At 60.0% G+C, this 20,613-nt stretch carries 18 protein-coding genes and 1 pseudogene; 6 read left to right on the forward strand and 13 right to left on the reverse strand.

What is annotated here, in order from left to right:
• Positions 1–30 precede the first annotated feature (30 nt).
• A complete protein-coding gene (locus ACM6IN_RS08210) occupies positions 31–375 on the forward strand; it encodes a hypothetical protein (protein WP_007916515.1) in 345 nt (114 codons plus the stop codon).
• A gap of 86 nt (positions 376–461) precedes the next feature.
• On the opposite strand, the pseudogene ACM6IN_RS08215 reads toward ACM6IN_RS08210, so the two are convergent.
• Positions 462–620, reverse strand: a pseudogene (locus tag ACM6IN_RS08215) (DUF899 family protein); the annotation flags it as partial.
• A 500-nt stretch (positions 621–1,120) separates the two neighbouring features.
• On the opposite strand from ACM6IN_RS08215, the gene ACM6IN_RS08220 reads away from it, so the two are divergent.
• Positions 1,121–1,423, forward strand: coding sequence for a hypothetical protein (locus tag ACM6IN_RS08220; protein ID WP_007916505.1), 303 nt, complete (start codon positions 1,121–1,123; stop codon positions 1,421–1,423).
• Between the two features lie 112 nt (positions 1,424–1,535).
• Here ACM6IN_RS08220 and ACM6IN_RS08225 read toward each other — a convergent pair whose 3' ends face one another.
• From ACM6IN_RS08225 to ACM6IN_RS08255, 7 genes are all read right to left on the reverse strand, one after another.
• A complete protein-coding gene (locus ACM6IN_RS08225) occupies positions 1,536–3,173 on the reverse strand; it encodes a BatD family protein (RefSeq protein ID WP_007916503.1) in 1,638 nt (545 codons plus the stop codon).
• Positions 3,170–4,909, reverse strand: a complete 1,740-nt coding sequence (locus ACM6IN_RS08230) for a tetratricopeptide repeat protein (RefSeq protein WP_007916502.1) — start codon at positions 4,907–4,909, stop codon at positions 3,170–3,172. The genes ACM6IN_RS08225 and ACM6IN_RS08230 overlap by 4 nt, the downstream gene beginning before the upstream one ends.
• Entirely contained in the window at positions 4,906–5,985 is a 1,080-nt protein-coding gene (locus ACM6IN_RS08235; RefSeq protein ID WP_007950106.1) for a vWA domain-containing protein, read from the reverse strand. The genes ACM6IN_RS08230 and ACM6IN_RS08235 overlap by 4 nt, the downstream gene beginning before the upstream one ends.
• A complete protein-coding gene (locus ACM6IN_RS08240) occupies positions 5,978–6,475 on the reverse strand; it encodes a DUF4381 domain-containing protein (protein ID WP_414915749.1) in 498 nt (165 codons plus the stop codon). Before ACM6IN_RS08240 ends, ACM6IN_RS08235 begins: the two co-directional genes overlap by 8 nt.
• Positions 6,472–7,416, reverse strand: a complete 945-nt coding sequence (locus tag ACM6IN_RS08245; RefSeq protein WP_007913913.1) for a DUF58 domain-containing protein — start codon at positions 7,414–7,416, stop codon at positions 6,472–6,474. Before ACM6IN_RS08245 ends, ACM6IN_RS08240 begins: the two co-directional genes overlap by 4 nt.
• Positions 7,417–7,421: 5 nt before the next feature.
• Positions 7,422–8,381, reverse strand: a complete 960-nt coding sequence (locus tag ACM6IN_RS08250) for an AAA family ATPase (protein WP_007913915.1) — start codon at positions 8,379–8,381, stop codon at positions 7,422–7,424.
• A 290-nt stretch (positions 8,382–8,671) separates the two neighbouring features.
• Complete coding sequence (locus tag ACM6IN_RS08255; RefSeq protein ID WP_007913918.1) at positions 8,672–9,025, reverse strand: hypothetical protein; 354 nt, start codon at positions 9,023–9,025, stop codon at positions 8,672–8,674.
• Between the two features lie 504 nt (positions 9,026–9,529).
• Here ACM6IN_RS08255 and ACM6IN_RS08260 point away from each other — a divergent pair.
• Positions 9,530–14,425, forward strand: a complete 4,896-nt coding sequence (locus ACM6IN_RS08260; protein WP_007913920.1) for an NAD-glutamate dehydrogenase — start codon at positions 9,530–9,532, stop codon at positions 14,423–14,425.
• A 167-nt stretch (positions 14,426–14,592) separates the two neighbouring features.
• Here the strand turns inward: ACM6IN_RS08260 and ACM6IN_RS08265 are convergent, their stop codons facing one another.
• The 4 genes from ACM6IN_RS08265 to ACM6IN_RS08280 all read right to left on the reverse strand — a co-directional run bounded on the left by ACM6IN_RS08265 (position 14,593) and on the right by ACM6IN_RS08280 (position 18,002).
• Positions 14,593–15,306 carry an ATPase gene (locus ACM6IN_RS08265; RefSeq protein ID WP_414915750.1) on the reverse strand — a complete coding sequence of 238 codons (714 nt, stop codon included), beginning with the start codon at positions 15,304–15,306 and terminating at the stop codon, positions 14,593–14,595.
• A gap of 217 nt (positions 15,307–15,523) precedes the next feature.
• The gene (locus tag ACM6IN_RS08270) at positions 15,524–15,928 is read right to left on the reverse strand and encodes a cupin domain-containing protein (protein ID WP_414915751.1); all 405 of its coding nucleotides are present in this window, start codon (positions 15,926–15,928) and stop codon (positions 15,524–15,526) included.
• 223 nt (positions 15,929–16,151) lie between these two features.
• Positions 16,152–16,445: a putative quinol monooxygenase gene (locus ACM6IN_RS08275; protein ID WP_007913929.1), complete on the reverse strand. Its 294-nt coding sequence runs from the start codon at positions 16,443–16,445 to the stop codon at positions 16,152–16,154.
• Positions 16,446–16,568: 123 nt separating this feature from the next.
• A complete protein-coding gene (locus ACM6IN_RS08280) occupies positions 16,569–18,002 on the reverse strand; it encodes a PLP-dependent aminotransferase family protein (RefSeq protein ID WP_414915752.1) in 1,434 nt (477 codons plus the stop codon).
• Between the two features lie 276 nt (positions 18,003–18,278).
• Between ACM6IN_RS08280 and ACM6IN_RS08285 the strand changes: the two genes are divergently transcribed.
• Complete coding sequence (locus tag ACM6IN_RS08285) at positions 18,279–18,719, forward strand: carboxymuconolactone decarboxylase family protein (RefSeq protein ID WP_320336998.1); 441 nt, start codon at positions 18,279–18,281, stop codon at positions 18,717–18,719.
• Positions 18,720–18,848: 129 nt separating this feature from the next.
• Here the strand turns inward: ACM6IN_RS08285 and ACM6IN_RS08290 are convergent, their stop codons facing one another.
• Positions 18,849–19,163, reverse strand: coding sequence for a hypothetical protein (locus tag ACM6IN_RS08290; protein ID WP_007913932.1), 315 nt, complete (start codon positions 19,161–19,163; stop codon positions 18,849–18,851).
• A 207-nt stretch (positions 19,164–19,370) separates the two neighbouring features.
• Between ACM6IN_RS08290 and ACM6IN_RS08295 the strand changes: the two genes are divergently transcribed.
• Positions 19,371–20,036 (forward strand): secretin and TonB N-terminal domain-containing protein, encoded by a 666-nt coding sequence (locus ACM6IN_RS08295; RefSeq protein WP_414915793.1) that lies wholly within the window; start codon positions 19,371–19,373, stop codon positions 20,034–20,036.
• Positions 20,033–20,584 carry an RNA polymerase sigma factor gene (locus ACM6IN_RS08300; RefSeq protein WP_007913935.1) on the forward strand — a complete coding sequence of 184 codons (552 nt, stop codon included), beginning with the start codon at positions 20,033–20,035 and terminating at the stop codon, positions 20,582–20,584. The genes ACM6IN_RS08295 and ACM6IN_RS08300 overlap by 4 nt, the downstream gene beginning before the upstream one ends.
• Positions 20,585–20,613: the final 29 nt, after the last annotated feature.

Genomic DNA, 20,613 nt, shown 5'->3' on the forward strand with positions numbered 1-20,613 from the left:
TGCTGGCTGGGGTGTAAACGGGGGAATAGGATGAGTGAAGACGAAATTTATCGCCAGATCGGCCAAATTCTGATTGACACTGCTCCTGATGCAGCGAGTGCGGTTATCGTTGAGGCTGAACTTTCACCCGAGGATGATCATTGTAAGTTGTTGTTTGACTATATTGATGGCAATGGAGAGAAAGATTGGTTCAGCCCAGGCAGCCCAGAGGTCGATGTTGGTATTCATGAAAACCTGATAGCGCTGAGGAATCTCTATAAAGCGCAAAACATGACATCCGGGCTACCGGTTTGGAACAGCTGTGTTGTCACGTTGGATACCGTGCTGGGGAAGTTGAAAATTGATTTCAACTACATTGCGCCAGAAGAAGGTTGAGTGTTTTTTTCCTGTAAAGCCCTGGGAGATTTACTCAACGTAAATCTCCCAGGTTCAGCGCTATCTCCATGAAGTGGTGGAATCTTTTATCGTTCATGGCATCCGCAGGATTTTGTCTCATTATCATACCGATCATGATACCGCACCCACTCCATGATCTCGTCCTCATTTCTGCCCTTGGGCGTGAGGTCGAGGTAGTTGTAGGCGCCGACCAGCATGTCCAGACCACGGGCATAGGTTGAATAGGCGGAGGATAATGGGGCAGACCACGTTTAAATAAACGTGGACTGTCCCTGAGGGATCTTTCGTGGGTGTGACTCCAAAATCGCCATAAGGCAAAACTTGAACAGAAAAAGGACACTTCAGTAGCCATGCCAAAATTTGCTTGTGTATGCGGTCACGTCATTAACCTGTCTCAAGGGACGTCCGAGTGTGAAATGTCTCTGGTCGCTGAACAGAAGATAGATGAAATTGGCTATGAGCTGTCAAATCGCTGGCTGTCTGAAGACGAATTCTACGAAGCGATAGACCAAGGGGCTGTTACGGTTTATCGATGCCAGCAGTGCGGGCGGCTGCACGTGGACCAAGGTGGTGGACAGTTTTCTTCCTATATAAGGGAAGTGAATTAGTTGCACGGGATTGGGCGATTGAAGTAGACGGGATGTAGAGGCCAACTGTGTCGAGCTTTTCCGCGCACACTTAAAAGAGGGGATGATTGGTACAATCAATTTCCGGAGGTCAAAGAGTGATTGCAGAAGATTTTGAACTTGTGACAGCCATTTTTCAGCTGGTTGAGGCCGGAATTGTTCACGGTTATGACGCTTTTCGATACCGCGTTGAATGGGGGGGGAACTATATGGAGGCAGACCTCGCCGTTGAAAAAAATGGCTCAGAAATCTGGGACGCTGAAACTGATTTCAACCATTCGAAAATCTATGCGCTTGTAGAAAAATTACACGAGCATGCAGTCGCTCGCGGTGAGCCCTGGAAGGCATTTGTTCTCTCCTATCGCGAAGGCGAACAAGTGAAAACGAAATTCGACTATTGATTCCGATTGTCTTCAGCCTTTTATCCCTAAAGCAAAATCAAAAGATCGCAGCCTTCGGCAACTCCTACACATACCCTCTGTAGGAGCTGCCGGAGGCTGCGATCTTTTGCTTTTACTTCGGATAAAGCGGCGGTAACCCGCTATCACCCACCGGATCCTGCACCCGTTCCGCCGCCGGAATCGTGCGAATCGCCCGCCACAAATCCTCACCCTGCCAATGCTGGCCCGTCTCGCTGTACAGCGCACCATTCAACCCATCCAGCGCATCCGACAACGGCACGAACCGCGCCGCCATGTCCGCCAGTGTCTCCGGCTGCTGACGCGCCCACGCATCCAGCGCCTGCCGCGTCGCCTGCGGATCATTCGCCTGGCTCGCCCGTTTGATGTCGTCCATCAACGTGCGGGGGCTCGGGCCGGTTTGGGCGGCGCGATGTACCGCTGGTTGCCAGCGGGCGCGCCACCACAGGCCGAAGCCGAGGAGGGTGGTGCAGGCGAGGATCAGGGTGCTGAGTTTCCACCACCACAACACATCGTTATCGACGACGCTCGGTTGCAAATTGCCGGTCGGGGTGTCGACTTGCAGGCTTGGGTTATTGGCCACTTGCAGGGTGCGCGCCGGCAGGCTGCTGTGTTCCAGGTGATCTTCAAAGGTGTTCCACCAGACCACGTCCACCGTCGGCAAATCGATGGCGCCGCTGCGGCTCGGCACCAGCGCTTCGCGTTCTTCGCGGCTGCCGACAATGCCCCGGTCAGTGCTCTGGTTGCTCAGCACCGGTTGGTCGGGGTAGCGGCGCAGGCCGTTGACGTCGGTGGCGGGCAGCGCCGGCAATTGCGAGGCGGCCAGGCCTTCGACTTTCAACGTCAGGCTGCGGGTCAGGGAATCGCCGACCTGAGTGTGTTCCGGTTCCGGGTTCCAGCTTTCGCTGAGGCTCAGGCTGCGTGCGGGCAGCCACGGCGCGTCGACCGGGTAGGTCAGGGGTTTGGGTTTGACGGTCAGGGGGATTTCGGCGGAACTGACGCGCATCAGTTTGCCCGGCTTCGGCCCCTGCGCATTCGCGTCCTGAGACGGCTGCGTGTCGACCAGTGTGGCGCTGAAGGTCTGCGGCGCAATGGTCAGCAAACCGCTGTGTTGCGGGTAGATCGCATAGCGCATTTCGATCACGCCATGGCGCACGCCGTTGAGGTCTTTTTCGTAGGTGCGCGTGTCGCCCAGTTGTTCGATGCGCGCATCGGCGATTTGCAGCGGCGTCAGGCTGCTGTCGTCGTACAGCGACACCGAATGGTAGATGCGCAAAGTCAGGATCGCCTGCGCCTGCACATAGACGCTGGACTGATCGAGGCTGGCTTCGATGAACACCGGATCAAGGCTGTTCTGGTTCTCGCGGGTGTCGCTTTCGACCACTTGTACGGTGATCGGCTGGCTCTGTGCGTCGCCCAGTTGCAGCGGCGGGATCACCACGCTGCCGTTCTCTTTGGGCAGCAGGGTGATGATCCAGCGCGTGGTCGCGCGGTTGTCGCCATTGAGGGTATTGAGCTGGTTGACCTGCCGCGTGCCGCGCACTTCGAACAATGCCTCCAGCGCGGTCAGATCGGGTTTGCCGAACTGGGTGACGTCGCTGGTTTCGAGGGTGAGTTCGACCGTCTCGCCGGAGTTCAGGCGACTGCGATCCACGCTGGCCGTCAACTCGGCCGCCTGGGCGGTGGCCGTGCAGAGCAGCAGGGGCAGCAAGAGAGCGGTGAAGCGGGTCATCGAGTGTTTTCCTGATCCTGATGTTGTTGCTGTTCGTACCAGAATTTGCGTCGCAGCAATTCGCCCGGATCATCCGGGATCTTGCCCAGCCATTGCTCCAGTGCCTGACGCTGCTCGCCTTGGAGGTTGTCTTCGCTCGGGCGCAGCGTCGGCACGGTGTCCGTTTGTTCTTCCTCGTCGCTGCCCGGCACTTCGTTGGGGCCTGGCTGCGGCGGCGTGGTCGTTGGCGGTTCGCTGGCCGACTCGACAGGCTGCGACGGGCTCTGGGTTTCACTGTTCACGGCGGGCGGCGGCGTGGTCGCGGGCGCTGGTTCGTCGCCCGGCAGACTTTGCTGTTCGCTCGGCTGGGTGTCCGGCTCGGCCGGCGGCGGCGTGTTTTTCTGCTTGAGCAGGTTTTCCACCAGCGCCTTGTTGGTTTGCGCCGGGCGCAAATCCGGTTGCAGCTCCAGGGCCTGTTCATAGGCGTCGATCGCTGCTTCCAGCTCACCGCTTTTTGCCAAAGCATTGCCACGATTGTAGTGGGCGCGGGCATCGCTGCCTTCGGCAAAGCGCTGGGCGGCGCCACTGTAGTCGCCGGCTTCGTACAACGCCACCCCTTGCCATTGGTGATCGTCAAAATGCTGCGCGGCTTCGGCCGGGCGCTTCTGTTTGAGCAGGTGCAGGCCCTGTTGATCGGGGCGCAGCCACAAATCCTCAAAGTCAAAAGCGTAGCTCGGCTGCGGCAGACACAGCAGTAACGGCAGGCAGAACAACCAGCCACGACGCCCGGCGCAGGCGGCGAGCAACAACAGCGGCAACAGCAGCCAGTAACCCTGATCGGCCCAAGTATCGAGGCGCACGGTCTGGCCATCGTCGCGCAGACTGCGTGGACCGTTAAGCAGGCCGAGCGCGCCTAGATCCGCTTCGTCGAGTCGGGCAGGGTGGTATTCGCCGCCGACGCTGTTGAGGAATGCGCTCAGGCCCGGACTGTCGAGTTGCGGTACGCGAATCGCGCCTTGCTCGTCCTTGAGGAAACTGCCGTCCTCCTGAGCAATCGGCGCGCCTTCAGCGGTGCCGATGCCGAGCATCAACAGTTGTGCCGACTCACCGTTGAGGGCACGCCGAATGCCCTGGCGCTCCTCTTCGTTCAATGACGAGCCGATCAGCAGAATTCGCCCCTGACCGAGCGCGCCCTGTTTCAGCAGGGCCAGCGCTTTACTCACGGCCAGATCGGCGCGATGGCCGCTTTCTGGCATTAACGATGGCTTGAGCGCATCGAGCAGATTGCGACTGGTCGCCAGGTCATCCGACAGCGGCACCAGCGTGTGCGCGCTGCCGGCGTAGACGACGATGGCGGTCTGCGCATCGCTGCGCGCCTGCAACAGGTCGAAGAGCTTGCGCCGCGCCTGTTCCAGTCGCGTCGGCGGCGAGTCGGTGGCGAGCATTTCCGGGGTCAGTTCCAGCACCACCACCAAGGGATCAGCGGGCTTCTGGCTGGTCTGTTCGACGCGCTCCCAACTCGGCCCGAGCAGCGCCAGAATCGTCAGCAACCACGCCACGCCAAGGGCGATCCACGGCAGTTTGCTGTCGCGACCACTGCCGCCACTGAGCAGGGTGGCATGAAAGGCCGGCGGCAAAATCATCTGCCAGCGCCCGGCGCGTTTCTGCCGGTGCCAGAGTTGCCAGATCAGCCAGCCGAGCAGCGGCAGCAACAGCAACCACCACGGACGGAACCAGTGCGGCCAGAGCGCAATCATCGGCGCCTCCGCAGACGCAGGCGCTTGAGGCGCTCGCGCCAGTCAGGCAGTGGACTTTGCAGATACAGTTCCTTGGTGAACAGGCGTTGCAGCGGGTTGTCCGGCCACAATTCACGGGCGACCAGCAACAGGCTCAACCATAACGCCAGCGCCAAAGGCCAGTGGTACAGGGCTTGTGCCGGGCGGGCCTGGGTCGGTTGTTGAGTCACTGGTTCGAGTTGATCGAGGGTGTCTTTGATGGCTTGCAGTTCTTTGCCATCGTGGGCGCGGAAATACTGGCCGCCGGTGACTTCGGCGATGGCTTTGAGCGCCGGCTCGTCGAGGTCCAGGCTCGGATTGACGCCCAGCAGACCGGTCGAGCCGCTGTCCTCGGGATTGGCGCCAATGCCGATCGGGTAAATTTTTACGCCTTCGCTGGCGGCCAGTTTTGCCGCCGTCAGCGGGTCGATTTCGCCGCCATTGTTGGCGCCATCAGTGACCAGAATCAGTACGCGACTTTGCGCCGGGCGCATGCGCAGGCGTTTCAGTGCCAGACCGATGGCATCACCGATGGCGGTGTTCTTGCCGGCAATACCGATGCGCGCTTCGTCGAGCCAGACGCGCACGGTGTGGCGATCAAACGTCAGCGGCGCTTGCAGATAAGCCTGACTGCCGAACAGGATCAGGCCGACACGGTCGCCATCGCGGCTTTCAAGGAAATCACCGAGCAGATGCTGCACCAGCGTCAGGCGACTGACCTCTTCGTCCTGCCATTGCATATCGGGGAAATCCATCGAGCCGGACACGTCCACCGCTACCAGCAGATCACGCCCGCTGGCAGCAATCGGCAGTGGTTCGCCGAGCCATTGCGGGCGGGCGGCGGCGGTCAATAGCAACAGCCACAACAGCATGAACGGTGCTTGCTGGCGCCACGCCGGCAGGTTGGCGCGGGCGCGGCGGCGGGCGAGGCCTTCCAGATCGGCAAGAAAACTCACTTTCAAGGCTGGCTCGCCACTGTCCGCCACTGGCAGCACCAGACGCATCAGCCACGGCAGCGGCACCAGCACGAAGATCCACGGCCAGGCGAACTCAAACATGTTTGCGAATCCACGTGTCGACAGCCTGGGTCAGGCCGGCGATGGCTTTGTCGTCGAGTTTGCATTCCGGTTTGTACGCGCCTTCGACCAGCACCATCCAGCGCGTCAGACCGGCCGCCGGACAACGGTTGTCGAGAAAGGCCAGCCATTTACGCCCGTTGAGGGTGTGGCTCTGGCTGTAGGGGTAGTGGTTGCGGCACAGGCGTTTGAGCAGGCCGTTGAGTTGCTGCAGCCAGGCACCGGCCGGGGCGCCGTCGTAGGGTTTGGGCATTTGTGCGAGTTCAGCGAGGGCGGCGACGCGCACCGGGTCGAGCGGCTGCTCGGCACGGACGATCGGGCGTTTTTTCATCGGAATGAAACGGCGCAGCTTCCACACGGCGAAACCGAGCAGCGGCAATAACAACAGGAGCAGCCACCAGCCCGGCGCCGGCGGCCAGAAGGCAATCGGTGGCGGCGAGATCAGCGGTTGCAGTTGTTCGAGGCCGTTCATCGACCTTTCCCCGGACGCTGCGGATTGAGGAATTCGCGCATCTGCTCGACCATTTCACTTTGCGTGCTCAGCGGCATCAACAGCACCCGCAGCTTTTGCGCGAGCAATTCCCAGCGCGCGATGCGTGCTTCGGCCTGGGCGCGATAGGTCTGGCGCAGCTCGAAGTTCAACGTGTCGAGTTCCAGTTGCGCGCCGCGTTGTGCGAAGCGCAACAGCCCGGCGGCGGGCAGGGCATGATCCAGCGGATCGGAAATCGGTAACATCAACAGGTCGCAATGACGCGATAAGAGGCTGAGCTGTTGTTCGGCGCTGTCGGACAAGGCGCGTTCATCGCAAATCACGATGGCCAGGCTGCCTGGACGCAACACTTCACGGGCACGGCGCAAGGCCACGCCAAACGCATCGCGATCCGGCTCACGCTCGCTGTGCAGCGACTGGTTGACCTTGACCAGACGGTTGAGCAATTGCAGCAGGCTCTGTTTGCTGCGCCGTGGCTTGATTTCGTAGTGCTCGTTGTCGCCGAACACCAGTCCGCCAACCCGGTCATTGTGACCAAGCGCGGCCCAGCCAATCAGTGCCGCGACTTGCGCCGCGAGGACCGATTTGAACATCAGCCCCGAGCCGAAAAACAGCCGTGTGCTTTGCTCGACCATGATGAAAATCGGCCGTTCGCGTTCTTCATGGAACAGCTTGGTGTGCGGCTCTTGCGTGCGTGCGGTAACGCGCCAGTCGATGGTGCGCACGTCGTCGCCGGCCTGATAGACCCGCACCTGATCGAAGTCGACGCCACGGCCACGGAATTTCGAGTGATGCAGGCCGATCAGCGGGCTGCGCTGACTCGGCGTGGAAAACAGCTGCACCTCACGCACTCGGTGACGCATCTCGATCAGCTCGGCGAGGCTGACGCGGATGCCCGGTTCGGACGGCAGGGAGGCGTTCATGGGGGTCAAGCGACAGCTACGACGTCGAGAATCCGCTGCACCACCCGATCCTGATCGATGCCGGCGGCTTCGGCTTCAAACGACAGGATGATGCGGTGACGCAACACATCGAACAGCACCGCTTGAATGTCTTCCGGGCTGACGAAGTCGCGACCGGCCAGCCAGGCGTGGGCGCGGGCGCAGCGGTCAAGGGCAATCGAGCCACGCGGGCTGGCGCCATAGGCGATCCACTCGGCCATTTCCGGGTCGAACTTGGCCGGGTTGCGCGTGGCCATGACCAGTTGCACGAGGTATTCCTCCACGGCGTCGGCCATGTACAGACCGAGGATTTCCTTGCGTGCAGCAAAGATCGCCTGTTGGCTGACGCGGCGCTCGGGCTTGGTTTCACCGTTCAACGCTTCGCCACGGGCCTGCTGGAGGATGCGACGTTCGACGGCGGCGTCCGGGAAACCGATTTTCACGTGCATCAGGAAACGGTCGAGTTGCGCTTCCGGCAGCGGGTAAGTGCCTTCCTGCTCGATCGGGTTCTGTGTGGCCATCACCAGAAACAGCGGCGACAGCTCATAAGTGCTGCGGCCGACACTGACTTGACGCTCGGCCATGGCTTCGAGCAGCGCCGATTGCACCTTGGCCGGGGCACGGTTGATTTCGTCCGCCAACACCAGGTTGTGGAAGATCGGCCCTTGCTGGAACACGAAACTACCGGTTTCCGGGCGATAGATCTCGGTGCCGGTGATGTCGGCCGGCAGCAGATCCGGGGTGAACTGAATGCGATGGAACTGGGCTTCGATGCCCTCGGCGAGTTCTTTGATCGCTTTGGTCTTGGCCAGACCCGGAGCGCCCTCGACCAGCATGTGGCCATCGGCGAGCAGGGCGATGAGCAAACGCTCGATGAGTTTTTCCTGGCCGAGAATCTGCGTTGAAAGAAAGGTTCGCAGCGCCAGCAGCGCTTCACGATGTTCCATCGGTGACTGTTCCTGGAAAGGGGTGGCCACAGGCGTTCGGATAACGCCGGGGCTGGGGGCGTTACTTTAATCCATCGCGGGGGGTGGCGACTAACGGCATTTTGCGCAAAGTGCGGGAAATGACTGGGGGAATTGTTGGGTTTTTGTAGTGGGGGAGTGTTGAGGTGGCTGTTCTGGCCTCATCGCTGGCAAGCCAGCTCCCACAGGTTCAGCGTTGTGCATGCGAATTGTGCAACACATCGATCACTGTCGGAGCTGGCTTGCCAGCGATGGGGCCAGTCTGGACGCCATCAAACTTCGTTAATGAAGGTACCCGTCCCGTCAAGGATGTTCGTCAAGGTCTCGACAACCTCATCCAGATCCACCATATCCGGGTTAAAGCTGATCTCCAGCACATCATCCCCATTCAACGCATCGGCATCCGCCGCCGCAATCTCGATCTTCAGCAGCGTCGAAGTCAGGGTGACTTTCACACCGTCGAGGGTCGAAGGCTCGCCATCCAGGGTGATCTCCAGCTCATCTTCATCCGGGTAGCGGCTCATCAGGAACATGTCGCCCTTGTCGCTGTGGCAGCAGAGCATGGCCATGTTGTCTTCTTCGTCATCGCACGGGTTGACGATCAGTAGGGCGGTGGTCATTTGCATGGTCAATTCCTGCCTCAAAGGGCGTGTCGGTCGCTAATGGGCGCGATTCTGCCAGTCCTCGGGAATTTCTGCATGTGAGAGTGTCAGAGGATGTGTCGTGAACGCGACGTGGGTCAATGGTCATTTCTGGCACGCATGTACCGTAAAAACGGGCATTCAGACCAGCGTTTTGCGCCACGAGTGCTAGTGTTTACCGGTGCCAAACCCTCGGTTTACGTGCCAATGACCGAATATGTCGCAGCACCGCAAGCAGACACATTGTCGCACCCTTTAAGCTGCGCAACGGATGAGCACCCGTAAAGGCATTGTCGGCACCGCTGGCAGTCGCTTTTGCAGATGCTCATTCTATGGAAGGTGAATGTGACCTGAGTGTCCCGTCCAGCTTCACCCACCTGTCCCCCTGTTTCCTCTGCCCGAGAATCAGGAACAGGGCGACACAAGCCCCGAAAGGGGTGTTGCACGCGACGCTTTCCATCAATAACAAGCTTAAGCGGAGTACCACAGATGGCGTTCTTCACCGCAGCCAGCAAAGCCGACTTCCAGCACCAACTGCAAGCGGCACTGGCGCAGCACATCAGTGAACAGGCACTGCCACAAGTGGCGCTGTTCGCTGAACAATTCTTCGGCATCATTTCCCTGGACGAGCTGACTCAACGTCGCCTCTCCGACCTCGCTGGCTGTACTCTTTCTGCGTGGCGCCTGCTTGAGCGCTTCGATCACGCGCAACCGCAAGTGCGCGTCTACAACCCTGATTACGAGCGTCATGGCTGGCAGTCGACCCACACAGCGGTCGAAGTCCTGCACCATGACCTGCCATTTCTGGTCGACTCGGTCCGCACCGAGCTGAACCGCCGCGGCTACAGCATCCACACCCTGCAAACCACCGTGCTCAGCGTGCGTCGTGGCAGCAAGGGCGAGCTGCTGGAAATCCTGCCAAAAGGCAGCACCGGCGAAGGCGTTCTGCACGAATCGCTGATGTACCTGGAAATCGACCGCTGCGCCAACGCGGCCGAACTGAATGTGCTGAGCAAGGAGCTGGAACAGGTTCTCGGTGAAGTCCGCGTTGCGGTCGCCGATTTCGAGCCGATGAAAGCCAAGGTGCAGGAAATCCTCACCAAGCTCGACAACAGCGCCTTCGCCGTCGATGCCGACGAAAAGAACGAAATCAAAAGCTTCCTGGAATGGCTGGTGGGCAACCACTTCACCTTCCTCGGCTACGAAGAATTCGTGGTCACCGATCAGGCCGATGGCGGCCACATCGAGTACGACCAGAACTCCTTCCTCGGCCTGACCAAACTGCTGCGCACCGGCCTGACCTACGAAGACCTGCGCATCGAAGACTACGCCGTTGCCTACCTGCGCGAACCGACCTTGCTGTCGTTCGCCAAGGCTGCGCACCCAAGCCGTGTCCACCGTCCGGCGTACCCGGACTACGTGTCGATCCGTGAAATCGACGCTGACGGCAAAGTCATCAAGGAACACCGCTTCATGGGCCTGTACACCTCCTCGGTGTATGGCGAGAGCGTGCGGGTCATCCCGTTCATCCGCCGCAAGGTCGAAGAAATCGAAACCCGCTCCGGCTTCCAGTCCAAGGCTCACCTGGGCAAGGAACTGGCGCAGGTGCTTGAAGTACTGCCGCGTGATGACCTGTTCCAGACCCCGGTCGACGAACTGTTCACCACCGTCATGTCGATCGTGCAGATCCAGGAACGCAACAAGATTCGCGTGTTCCTGCGCAAAGACCCGTACGGTCGTTTCTGCTACTGCCTGGCCTACGTGCCGCGCGACATCTATTCCACCGAAGTTCGCCAGAAGATCCAGCAAGTATTGATGGAGCGCCTGAAGGCTTCCGATTGCGAATTCTGGACATTCTTCTCCGAGTCGGTACTGGCGCGCGTGCAGTTGATCCTGCGTGTCGACCCGAAAAACCGTCTCGACATCGACCCGGTGTTGCTGGAAAAAGAAGTCGTGCAAGCCTGCCGCAGCTGGCAGGATGATTACGCCGCTCTGACCGTCGAGAGCTTCGGCGAAGCCCACGGCACCAACGTGCTGGCCGACTTCCCGAAAGGCTTCCCGGCCGGCTACCGCGAGCGTTTTGCCGCGCATTCGGCCGTGGTCGACATGCAGCACCTGCTGAGCCTCAACGAAAAAAATCCGTTGGTGATGAGCTTCTATCAGCCGCTCGGTCAGGTCTCCGGCCAGCGCGAGCTGCATTGCAAGCTGTACCACGCCGACACGCCGCTGGCGCTGTCCGACGTCTTGCCGATTCTGGAAAACCTCGGCCTGCGCGTACTGGGTGAATTCCCGTACCGTCTGCGTCACACCAATGGCCGCGAGTTCTGGATTCACGACTTCGCGTTCACTGCCGCGGAAGGCCTGGACCTCGACATCCAGCAACTCAACGACACCCTGCAGGACGCCTTCGTCCACATCGTCCGTGGCGATGCCGAAAACGATGCGTTCAACCGTCTGGTACTGACCGCCGGCCTGCCATGGCGCGACGTCGCGCTGCTGCGTGCCTACGCGCGTTACCTGAAGCAGATTCGTTTGGGCTTCGATCTGGGTTACATCGCCAGCACCCTGAACAACCACACCGACATCGCTCGCGAGCTGACCCGGTTGTTCAAGACCCGCTTCTATCTGGCGCGCAAACTCGGCAGCGACGATCTGGAAGACAAGCAACTGCGTCTGGAACAAGCGATTCTGACCGCACTGGACGACGTCCAGGTGCTCAACGAAGACCGCATCCTGCGTCGTTACCTCGACCTGATCAAAGCGACTCTGCGTACCAACTTCTATCAGACTGACGCCAACGGCCAGAACAAGTCGTACTTCAGCTTCAAGTTCAACCCGCACGCGATCCCTGAACTGCCGAAGCCAGTGCCGAAGTTCGAAATCTTCGTTTACTCGCCACGCGTTGAAGGCGTGCACCTGCGCTTCGGTAACGTCGCTCGTGGTGGTCTGCGCTGGTCCGACCGTGAAGAAGACTTCCGTACCGAAGTCCTTGGTCTGGTTAAAGCTCAACAAGTGAAGAACTCGGTCATCGTGCCGGTGGGCGCGAAGGGCGGCTTCCTGCCGCGTCGCCTGCCACTGGGCGGCAGCCGTGACGAGATCGCGGCCGAGGGCATCGCCTGCTACCGCATCTTCATCTCCGGTTTGTTGGACATCACCGACAACCTGAAAGACGGCGCACTGGTGCCGCCATTGAACGTGGTTCGCCACGACGATGACGACCCGTACCTGGTAGTCGCGGCGGACAAGGGCACTGCGACCTTCTCCGACATCGCCAACGGCATCGCCATCGACTACGGCTTCTGGCTGGGTGACGCGTTTGCGTCCGGTGGTTCGGCCGGTTACGACCACAAGAAAATGGGCATTACCGCCAAAGGCGCGTGGGTTGGCGTACAGCGTCACTTCCGTGAGCGCGGCATCAATGTTCAGGAAGACAGCATCACTGTGGTCGGCGTCGGCGACATGGCCGGTGACGTGTTCGGTAACGGTCTGTTGATGTCCGACAAGCTGCAACTGGTCGCTGCCTTCAACCACATGCACATCTTCATCGACCCGAACCCGAACCCGGCGACCAGCTTCGTCGAGCGTCAGCGCATGTTCGACCTGCCGCGTTCGGCCTGGACCGACTACGACACCAGCATCATGTCCGAAGGTGGCGGTATCTTCTCGCGCAGCGCGAAGAGCATCGCGATCTCCCCGCAGATGCAGGAACGCTTCGACATCAAGGCTGACAAACTGACCCCGACCGAACTGCTGAACGCCTTGCTCAAGGCACCGGTGGATCTGCTGTGGAACGGCGGTATCGGTACTTACGTCAAAGCCAGCACTGAAAGCCACGCCGATGTCGGCGACAAGGCCAACGATGCACTGCGCGTCAACGGTAACGAACTGCGCTGCAAAGTCGTGGGCGAGGGCGGTAACCTCGGCATGACCCAACTGGGTCGTGTGGAGTTCGGTCTGAATGGCGGCGGTTCCAACACCGACTTCATCGACAACGCCGGTGGCGTCGACTGCTCCGACCACGAAGTGAACATCAAGATCCTGCTGAACGAAGTGGTTCAGGCCGGTGACATGACCGACAAGCAACGCAACCAGTTGCTGGCGAGCATGACCGACGAAGTCGGCAATCTGGTGCTGGGCAACAACTACAAGCAGACTCAGGCCCTGTCCCTGGCGGCCCGTCGCGCTTATGCGCGCATCGCTGAGTACAAGCGTCTGATGAGCGATCTGGAAGGCCGTGGCAAGCTGGACCGTGCCATCGAGTTCCTGCCGACCGAAGAGCAACTGGCCGAGCGTATTGCTGAAGGCCACGGTCTGACCCGTCCTGAGCTGTCGGTGCTGATCTCGTACAGCAAGATCGACCTCAAAGAGCAGCTGTTGGGCTCGCTGGTACCGGACGACGATTACCTGACCCGCGACATGGAAACGGCGTTCCCGCCGACCCTGGTCAGCAAGTTCTCCGAAGCCATGCGTCGTCACCGTCTGAAGCGCGAGATCGTCAGCACCCAGATCGCCAACGACCTGGTCAACCACATGGGCATCACCTTCGTTCAACGACTCAAAGAGTCGACCGGCATGAGCCCGGCGAACGTGGCCGGTGCTTACGTGATCGTGCGCGACATCTTCCACCTCCCGCACTGGTTCCGTCAGATCGAAGCGCTGGACTACCAAGTCAGCGCTGATGTGCAGCTGGAGCTGATGGACGAGCTGATGCGTCTGGGCCGTCGCGCTACGCGCTGGTTCCTGCGTGCCCGTCGCAACGAGCAGAACGCTGCCCGTGACGTTGCACACTTCGGTCCGCACCTGAAAGAGCTGGGCCTGAAACTCGACGAACTGCTGAGCGGCGAAATCCGTGAAAACTGGCAGGCACGTTATCAGGCGTACGTCGAAGCTGGTGTACCGGAATTGCTGGCGCGTATGGTAGCGGGCACCTCGCACCTGTACACCTTGCTGCCGATCATCGAAGCGTCCGACGTGACTGGCCAGAACCCTGCTGAAGTGGCCAAGGCTTACTTCGCCGTGGGCAGTGCGCTGGACATCACCTGGTACCTGCAACAGATCAGCGCACTGCCGGTTGAAAACAACTGGCAAGCCCTGGCCCGTGAAGCGTTCCGTGATGACGTCGACTGGCAGCAACGGGCGATCACCATCTCCGTCCTGCAACAAGGCGACGGCACACTGGACGTGGAAGCACGTCTGGCGCTGTGGATGGAACAGCACGAAAGCATGATCTCGCGCTGGCGCGCCATGCTGGTGGAAATCCGCGCGGCAAGCGGCACGGACTACGCCATGTATGCAGTGGCTAACCGTGAGTTGCTGGATTTGGCGTTGAGCGGGCAAGCGGTCGTGCCTGCGGTTGCTGCGAATGCCGAGCTTGAACTGGCGTAAGTAGTGGTTGAATGAAAAAGTTCCGGTGTCGTGAGATGCCGGGGCTTTTTTATGCCTGAATTTTTTCTGGCTGTTATGACCTCATCGCTGGCAAGCCAGCTCCCACAAGGATCGGGTGCACCACGATACCTGTGGGAGCTGGCTTGCCAGCGATGAGGCCCTTACATTCAATACAAGTTTTTATCCTGTTTATTATCAAGCATCGACACTTTATCCGCAGGCCGCGCGACTAAATTGTTGAGCGACTGGTCAAACTTCTGCAACGCCCGAACTTGCACATCCTGCTGCTGATTAATATCCGCCACAATCTCTTCCGATCGCTTGAAGTCCGCCCACACCGGGGTCAACTCCCGCGCATCCGAACCTTTCGCCGTACCGATGTAATTCAACTGCGCATCATAAAAATCAGCACTGACATCCGCTTTGATGTCGGAACTGCGTGAAGTGATCAACTGGCTGTGGGTGTCGACGATTGCCACCACATCCGGCTTGGCCGCACGCAGGCTCTGCATGTCCGGATACACCGTCACTGAGCCGAACTGACGTTGCAAGGATGCGTTAACCCACTCCACCGCCATGTCCGGTTTCGAGCTGGCGACGTAGGCGTCGTGGATCGGCTGCACCAGCAGGCTCTGGCCGAAACCGGTGCCGGCGTTGGCTTGATAGTCGCGCAGGTACTCGCGGTTGGTCTGGGTGCTTGGACTGAAGATCACACCGAGCGACACGCCGGGACCGCTTTTTACCTGAGTGGCGCTGCTGCGGCCGGTGGGATGGGGGAGCAGGGTGTCCAGTGAGGAAACTGCTTGAGGCGCGGTGGGTACCGAACAGGCTGACAGCGTTAAAACCGATATCGCCAGCACACTGGTGAACGCAAGTTTCATGGTGTTTCTCCCGTGAAACAACATCAGTCGGAAAGTTTTAAAAGTCGTTGAGGACGACCGTTAATTCAGACTAAACCCGCCAACCTGACAATTTGCTGTAATAAAAGACGACTAATAGTTTGATTTGCTTTAACCCATAACAGCTAATTTCCCCGGGAAATAAAAAGGCGCCAATCGTCGATTTGCGCCCATTTATTTATGGCTGGTTAAACAGCCATCAGTTTTTCAGCGGGATCAGCACTTGCTCATTCGGGGCCAGCACCATGAACACAAGCAACTTGGCAGGTTTGGTTTTGCTGGCGTTTTTCGACACCAGATGTTCGGAACCGGCCGGTTCGTACCAGAACTGACCCTTCTTGTAGGTGATCGCCTGTTCGCCCTTCACCTGGGAAATCACCTCGCCTTCGAGTACGTAGGCCATCGCGGTGCCCTCGTGTTTATGGGCGATGGAGGACTGGCCGGGTTTGTAGTCGACTTCGATCATCATGGCTTTTTTGCCGGGGGCGTTTTTCAGCATTTGGTCTTGGAGGACGGTGACTTTTTCCGAGGGATCGTGAGCGAAGGCTGCTGGCGTGCAGAGGCTGAAGGTGAGCGCAGCGGCGAGCAAGGGCAGGGCTTTCATGGCGGGTTACCTGTGATGGCTGGGGGTGCAATCACAGTAGTCCGCAGGGTGGCGCATTCAAACGGCCAATATTCGGGAAGATCAGGTGACCAATCTGCGGTTATTCAGCGTGTTTGAGTACGCCATCGCTGGCAAGCCAGCTCCCACAGGTTTTGTGTCGTTCATTAAATTATCGAACGACGCTGAACCCTGTGGGAGCTGGCTTGCCAGCGATAGCGTCAGATCAGACGATAGGAAAACTGTTGAAATCCACGCTATTGGCCAGCCGACTATCGATCAAGTCAATAAACCCCTGCGCTTCGGGCCGGTTGAAATGCGCTTGCATCGCCGCTTCCGATTGCCAGCGGGCACTGACCGTCCAGCGGTGGCTGTCCTCGGGGCAGCGGTCGACCAGGTAGGAATCGCAGCCCGGGGTTTCGCGCAGGGTTTCGACGATCCTCTGCAGTTGCCTGCCCAGTTCATCCGAGCGGCCGGCGGCAGCTTGCACCTGGACCGTATTGATCACTTCGTTGGACATTGCTCACACTCCTGAATCAGGCCGGACGAATCCTGCTCATTGAGGGATAACGCCTGTGCAGGATAGGCCTGCACCCCCGGAACACCAATAACCAATCGGCGGTTAAATCTTTAGGCCAATCGCTCAGGCGACCTGCTGGAGAATGTCGCGCAGGCGATCCAGTGCAACGTCGATGTCGAGGGTTTCGATGGCGCCGAAGCCGAAGTACAGGCCGTTCTTCGCCGGTTGCTGATGATAAAAACCATTGATCGAGTACAGCCCGACTTCAACTTTTTTCGCCAATTCGATCACCAGCGGCAGGTCGATCGGCACCTTGCAGAACACTGCCATATGGAACCCGGCGCTGGCCGGCACCGCCTCCAGCCATGGCGCCAGATCGGTGGCCATGCGCGCGAGAATCCGCTCGCGGCGCTGCGCATAAATCGCATGACAACGGCGGATATGCTTGAGCAGGCAACCCTCGGCGATGAACTTGGCCAGCGCCCATTGCGGCAGGGTCGAGGCGTGCAGATCGGTGAGCTGCTTGGCGCGGATCACCGCTTCGAGAATCGCCGGCGGCAGAATCGCATAACCCAGACGCAACTCCGGCAGCAGGGTTTTCGAGAAGGTGCCGACGTAGGCGACGATGCCGCGCTGGTCGAGATTGAACAGCGAATCGGTGGGCCGCCCCTCGTAGCGGAACTCACTGTCATAGTCGTCCTCGATGATGATCGCGCCCAGCTCATGGGCACGGGCCAGCAAGGCTGCACGGCGCGCCTGACTCATCGGCATGCCCAACGGAAACTGGTGCGACGGCGTGACATAGATGAGGCGCGTGCCATCGGGAATGTGCTCGACCTGAATGCCCTCGGCGTCCACCGGCACGCCGACCACCTCGGCGCCATGGGTGCCGAACAACAGGCGCGCAGGCGGATAACCGGGATCTTCCATCGCCACCAGACTGCCGGGGCTGATCAGCACACGGGTGATCAGGTCCAGCGCCTGTTGCGCGCCGTTGCACACGACGATGTCTTCGTCCTGACAGTTGATCCCGCGGGAAAACGCGATGTGCCGGGCAATCGCATTGCGCAGCGCCGGCAGGCCTTCGGCCACGCTGTAGAAGCCTTTGGACTGGCTCATCTGGCGCATCGCATGGGCGACGCAGCGGCGCCAGTCATCCTGCGGGAACTGGCCCTTGCTGGTCGCGCCACCGATGAAGTCGTAACGCAGCGAGCCTTCCAGTGTCGGATGGCGCAGGAACACCGGCAGATTGCGCCAGCTCTCGATCACCTCGGCACTGGCCAGTTCGCTGTGGCTTTGCATGCGCTGGATTTGCGCCGGGCGTGCGTTGACGTAGGTGCCTTTGCCGATCACTCCGGTGAGGAAGTTTTCGTAGGTCAGTTGTGCGTAGGTGTCGGAAATGGTCTTGCGTGAGATGCCCAGTTGCTCGGCGAGCAGACGGCTGGGCGGCAACTGCGTGCCAGCGGCCAGACGCCCGGATTCAATGGCGCCGCGCAACTGCTGATACAACTGACCGGCAAGATCCTTGCGGCCGTTGATCACGACGTGAAGTTCCATACCGACGAGGCTCCCGAGGCTATTTGGCGTGCCCGCCAGATTACCGCTGTTGCGGGACCGGCAATAGTTGCCTACCCGAAAAACCCGAAATTGGCCCCAATCCCTGTAGGAGCTGCCGAAGGCTGCGATCTTTGATCGTTCCCACGCGGAGCGTGGGAACGATCAGCGCGTAAAGGCAGGGGGCAGTGGTGTAGCGGTTTTCCGTGCAATTGGGGCTGTAATGCATGGCTGTCGGCGTTTACGGTGAACTCATTATTCCGTCTACCGAGAACCGCCATGTCCCCGCGCCTGGATTACTACAACGCTTCGCCCAAGGCGATGAAAGCGATGATTGCCATGGAGGCGCTGACTGCCAACCTCAGTATCGAACAGCCGTTGCTGCAACTGATCCGGATCCGTGCCTCGCAGCTCAACGGCTGCGCCTTCTGCACCGACATGCACTCGGTGGATGCACGACGGGCCGGGGAGAGTGATCGGCGTTTGTATGCGATTGCGGTGTGGCGCGACAGCAACTTCTTCAACCCGCGTGAGCGTGCGGCGCTGGCGTGGGCCGAGGCGGTGACGTTGTTAGCCGAGAGTCGTGTGCCTGATGAGGTGTATCAGCAGGCCCGTGAGCAATTCAGCGAAGGGGAACTAGTCGACCTGACCATGGCCGTCACCACCATCAACAGCTGGAATCGTTTGGCCGTGAGTTTCCGCCAAACCCCCAGCGAATGAGCCTGCCCTGATCGTTCCCACGCTCTGCGTGGGAATGCCTCAACGGACGCTCTGCGTTCGGCTCCGGATGGGACGCGGAGCGTCCCGGGCTGCATTCCCACGCGGAGCGTGGGAACGATCGGTGGGGTGTCATTGCGGTGGGCGTTGTGGTTTTACTGATGTGCCAAAGGTATTGCCCATACGCGTACTGGTCGCCGCCGGTGTCGCGAGGCCAACCTGATTCGGTGGCCGTTTGTTCACCGGCACATTCAGCGCTTCCTGATTCTTCTGCGCCGCCGCTGCGCCTTCCGGGTTGTTACCCATCTGCTGGCTCAAACAGTCGTAATTCGGCGCCTTGTAACCGCCGACCGTCACCTCGACACAGCCCAACGGCTGTTCGGCATAAGCGCTCGACAGCGCCATCAACAACAGCCCGCCAAGGCTCAATCGCCACAGTCTATTCATGCTCGCCTCCTGGCCGGCCGAAAGGGGCCGCGCTTTGGCTTGAGTCTAGTGCAAGCCGTGCGCAATTCCCGTGATGGTTTTTTTGCACCGCCCGTCACACCAGATTCATAAACAGCCCTCAGGATGACGATTTCCAAGGATTCGTCAGCCGTGCAGCGAGGCAATTCCACGGACGGTTTTCAGCGTTCAACGAGGCTTGTGCGCCGGATGTGTCTGGGGTGGCTGCTTGGCTGTGCGGCGGGCCACGCCATGGCCGACGCGGTGCCGGCGGACTTGCGCATGACGCTGCACATTCCGGCACAGGATCTGGCGCACGCGCTGGATCAGTACAGCCTCGCCACCGGCGTTGCGGTGCTGGTCGACAGTCAGTTGAGTCGCGGTCGTCGCTCGCTGGCGGTGGACGGTGAATACACCGCCGCCGATGCCTTGCGTCGATTGCTCGGCGGCAGTGGTTTGATGGCGCGGTATGCCCGCGACGATGCGTTTACTTTGCAAGTGGCGCAGGTCGAAGACGTGCCGGCGCCGGCACAAAAACAGACGCCGGAAAGCGTCGCCGTCAATCGCAGTTACGCCACGGCGGTGCAAGCGGCGATCGAGCGCAATCTGTGCCGCTCGCCGCTGACCCGGCCGGGCAGTTATCGCGCGGTGTTACAGGTCTGGGTTGGCCGCGATGGCGTGGTGCAGCACAACCGGTTGGTCACTTCGACCGGAGATGTACGGCGCGACAACGCGCTGGTGGAGAGCTTTCGCAACCTCAAAATCGACCGGCCGACGCCCAGCGCCTTGCGTCAGCCGGTCACGTTGCTGTTGTTACCGGAGTCGTCAGGGAAACGCATGGAATGCACCAAATGGGAAGGAGTTTCCGGGGGATGAAAGACACCGGACAAGGTTCGATGGTCCAACTGTTCCTGACGTCCTACGAGGACTTTCGGGTGCGCCTGCGCAGGCGTCTCGGTTCGGAAGATCTGGCCAACGACGTGCTGCACGAAACCTACCTGCGCGTCGACCGCATGGAGACGCCGCCGAACGTCCTGCGGCCCAATGCCTACCTCTATCGCATGGCCCTGAACATTGCCGCAGACCGCCGCCAGGCCGATGCGCGCCTGCTCACCGGCGAGGAAGTCGAAGAGCTGCTGCAAATCGGCGATGAAGCCCTCGATCCGGCGCGGGTGGTGGGTGGGCAAAAGGAAATCCAGTCGCTGCTCAGTGCGTTGTACGAGCTGCCCGCACGGCGCCGGAAGATCTTCATCGCGGCGCGCCTGGAAGAGGCGCCGCATCTGGAAATCTCGCAGCGCTTCGGCATTTCCACGCGCATGGTCGAGAAGGAAATCAAAGCCGCGTTGGGCTTCTGCGCTGCGAAACTGGAAAGAAAAGTGTTTCAGCGGTTCGGTCGCGGGGCCGGAAAACCGTCTTCTGAATAGTGCCCGATCAATTCGTTGAGAATCTGCGC

The organism is Pseudomonas sp. IT-P395, from assembly GCF_949767675.1.
Lineage (GTDB): Bacteria > Pseudomonadota > Gammaproteobacteria > Pseudomonadales > Pseudomonadaceae > Aquipseudomonas.

Coding starts and splice junctions, on each gene's coding strand:
- ACM6IN_RS08210 (WP_007916515.1), top strand. CDS start 31: ATGAGTGAAGACGAAATTTATCGCCAGATCGGCCAAATTCTGATTGAC.
- ACM6IN_RS08225 (WP_007916503.1), bottom strand. CDS start 3,173: ATGACCCGCTTCACCGCTCTCTTGCTGCCCCTGCTGCTCTGCACGGCC.
- ACM6IN_RS08230 (WP_007916502.1), bottom strand. CDS start 4,909: ATGATTGCGCTCTGGCCGCACTGGTTCCGTCCGTGGTGGTTGCTGTTG.
- ACM6IN_RS08235 (WP_007950106.1), bottom strand. CDS start 5,985: ATGTTTGAGTTCGCCTGGCCGTGGATCTTCGTGCTGGTGCCGCTGCCG.
- ACM6IN_RS08240 (WP_414915749.1), bottom strand. CDS start 6,475: ATGAACGGCCTCGAACAACTGCAACCGCTGATCTCGCCGCCACCGATT.
- ACM6IN_RS08245 (WP_007913913.1), bottom strand. CDS start 7,416: ATGAACGCCTCCCTGCCGTCCGAACCGGGCATCCGCGTCAGCCTCGCC.
- ACM6IN_RS08250 (WP_007913915.1), bottom strand. CDS start 8,381: ATGGAACATCGTGAAGCGCTGCTGGCGCTGCGAACCTTTCTTTCAACG.
- ACM6IN_RS08255 (WP_007913918.1), bottom strand. CDS start 9,025: ATGCAAATGACCACCGCCCTACTGATCGTCAACCCGTGCGATGACGAA.
- ACM6IN_RS08260 (WP_007913920.1), top strand. CDS start 9,530: ATGGCGTTCTTCACCGCAGCCAGCAAAGCCGACTTCCAGCACCAACTG.
- ACM6IN_RS08265 (WP_414915750.1), bottom strand. CDS start 15,306: ATGAAACTTGCGTTCACCAGTGTGCTGGCGATATCGGTTTTAACGCTG.
- ACM6IN_RS08270 (WP_414915751.1), bottom strand. CDS start 15,928: ATGAAAGCCCTGCCCTTGCTCGCCGCTGCGCTCACCTTCAGCCTCTGC.
- ACM6IN_RS08275 (WP_007913929.1), bottom strand. CDS start 16,445: ATGTCCAACGAAGTGATCAATACGGTCCAGGTGCAAGCTGCCGCCGGC.
- ACM6IN_RS08280 (WP_414915752.1), bottom strand. CDS start 18,002: ATGGAACTTCACGTCGTGATCAACGGCCGCAAGGATCTTGCCGGTCAG.
- ACM6IN_RS08285 (WP_320336998.1), top strand. CDS start 18,279: ATGTCCCCGCGCCTGGATTACTACAACGCTTCGCCCAAGGCGATGAAA.
- ACM6IN_RS08290 (WP_007913932.1), bottom strand. CDS start 19,163: ATGAATAGACTGTGGCGATTGAGCCTTGGCGGGCTGTTGTTGATGGCG.
- ACM6IN_RS08295 (WP_414915793.1), top strand. CDS start 19,371: ATGTGTCTGGGGTGGCTGCTTGGCTGTGCGGCGGGCCACGCCATGGCC.
- ACM6IN_RS08300 (WP_007913935.1), top strand. CDS start 20,033: ATGAAAGACACCGGACAAGGTTCGATGGTCCAACTGTTCCTGACGTCC.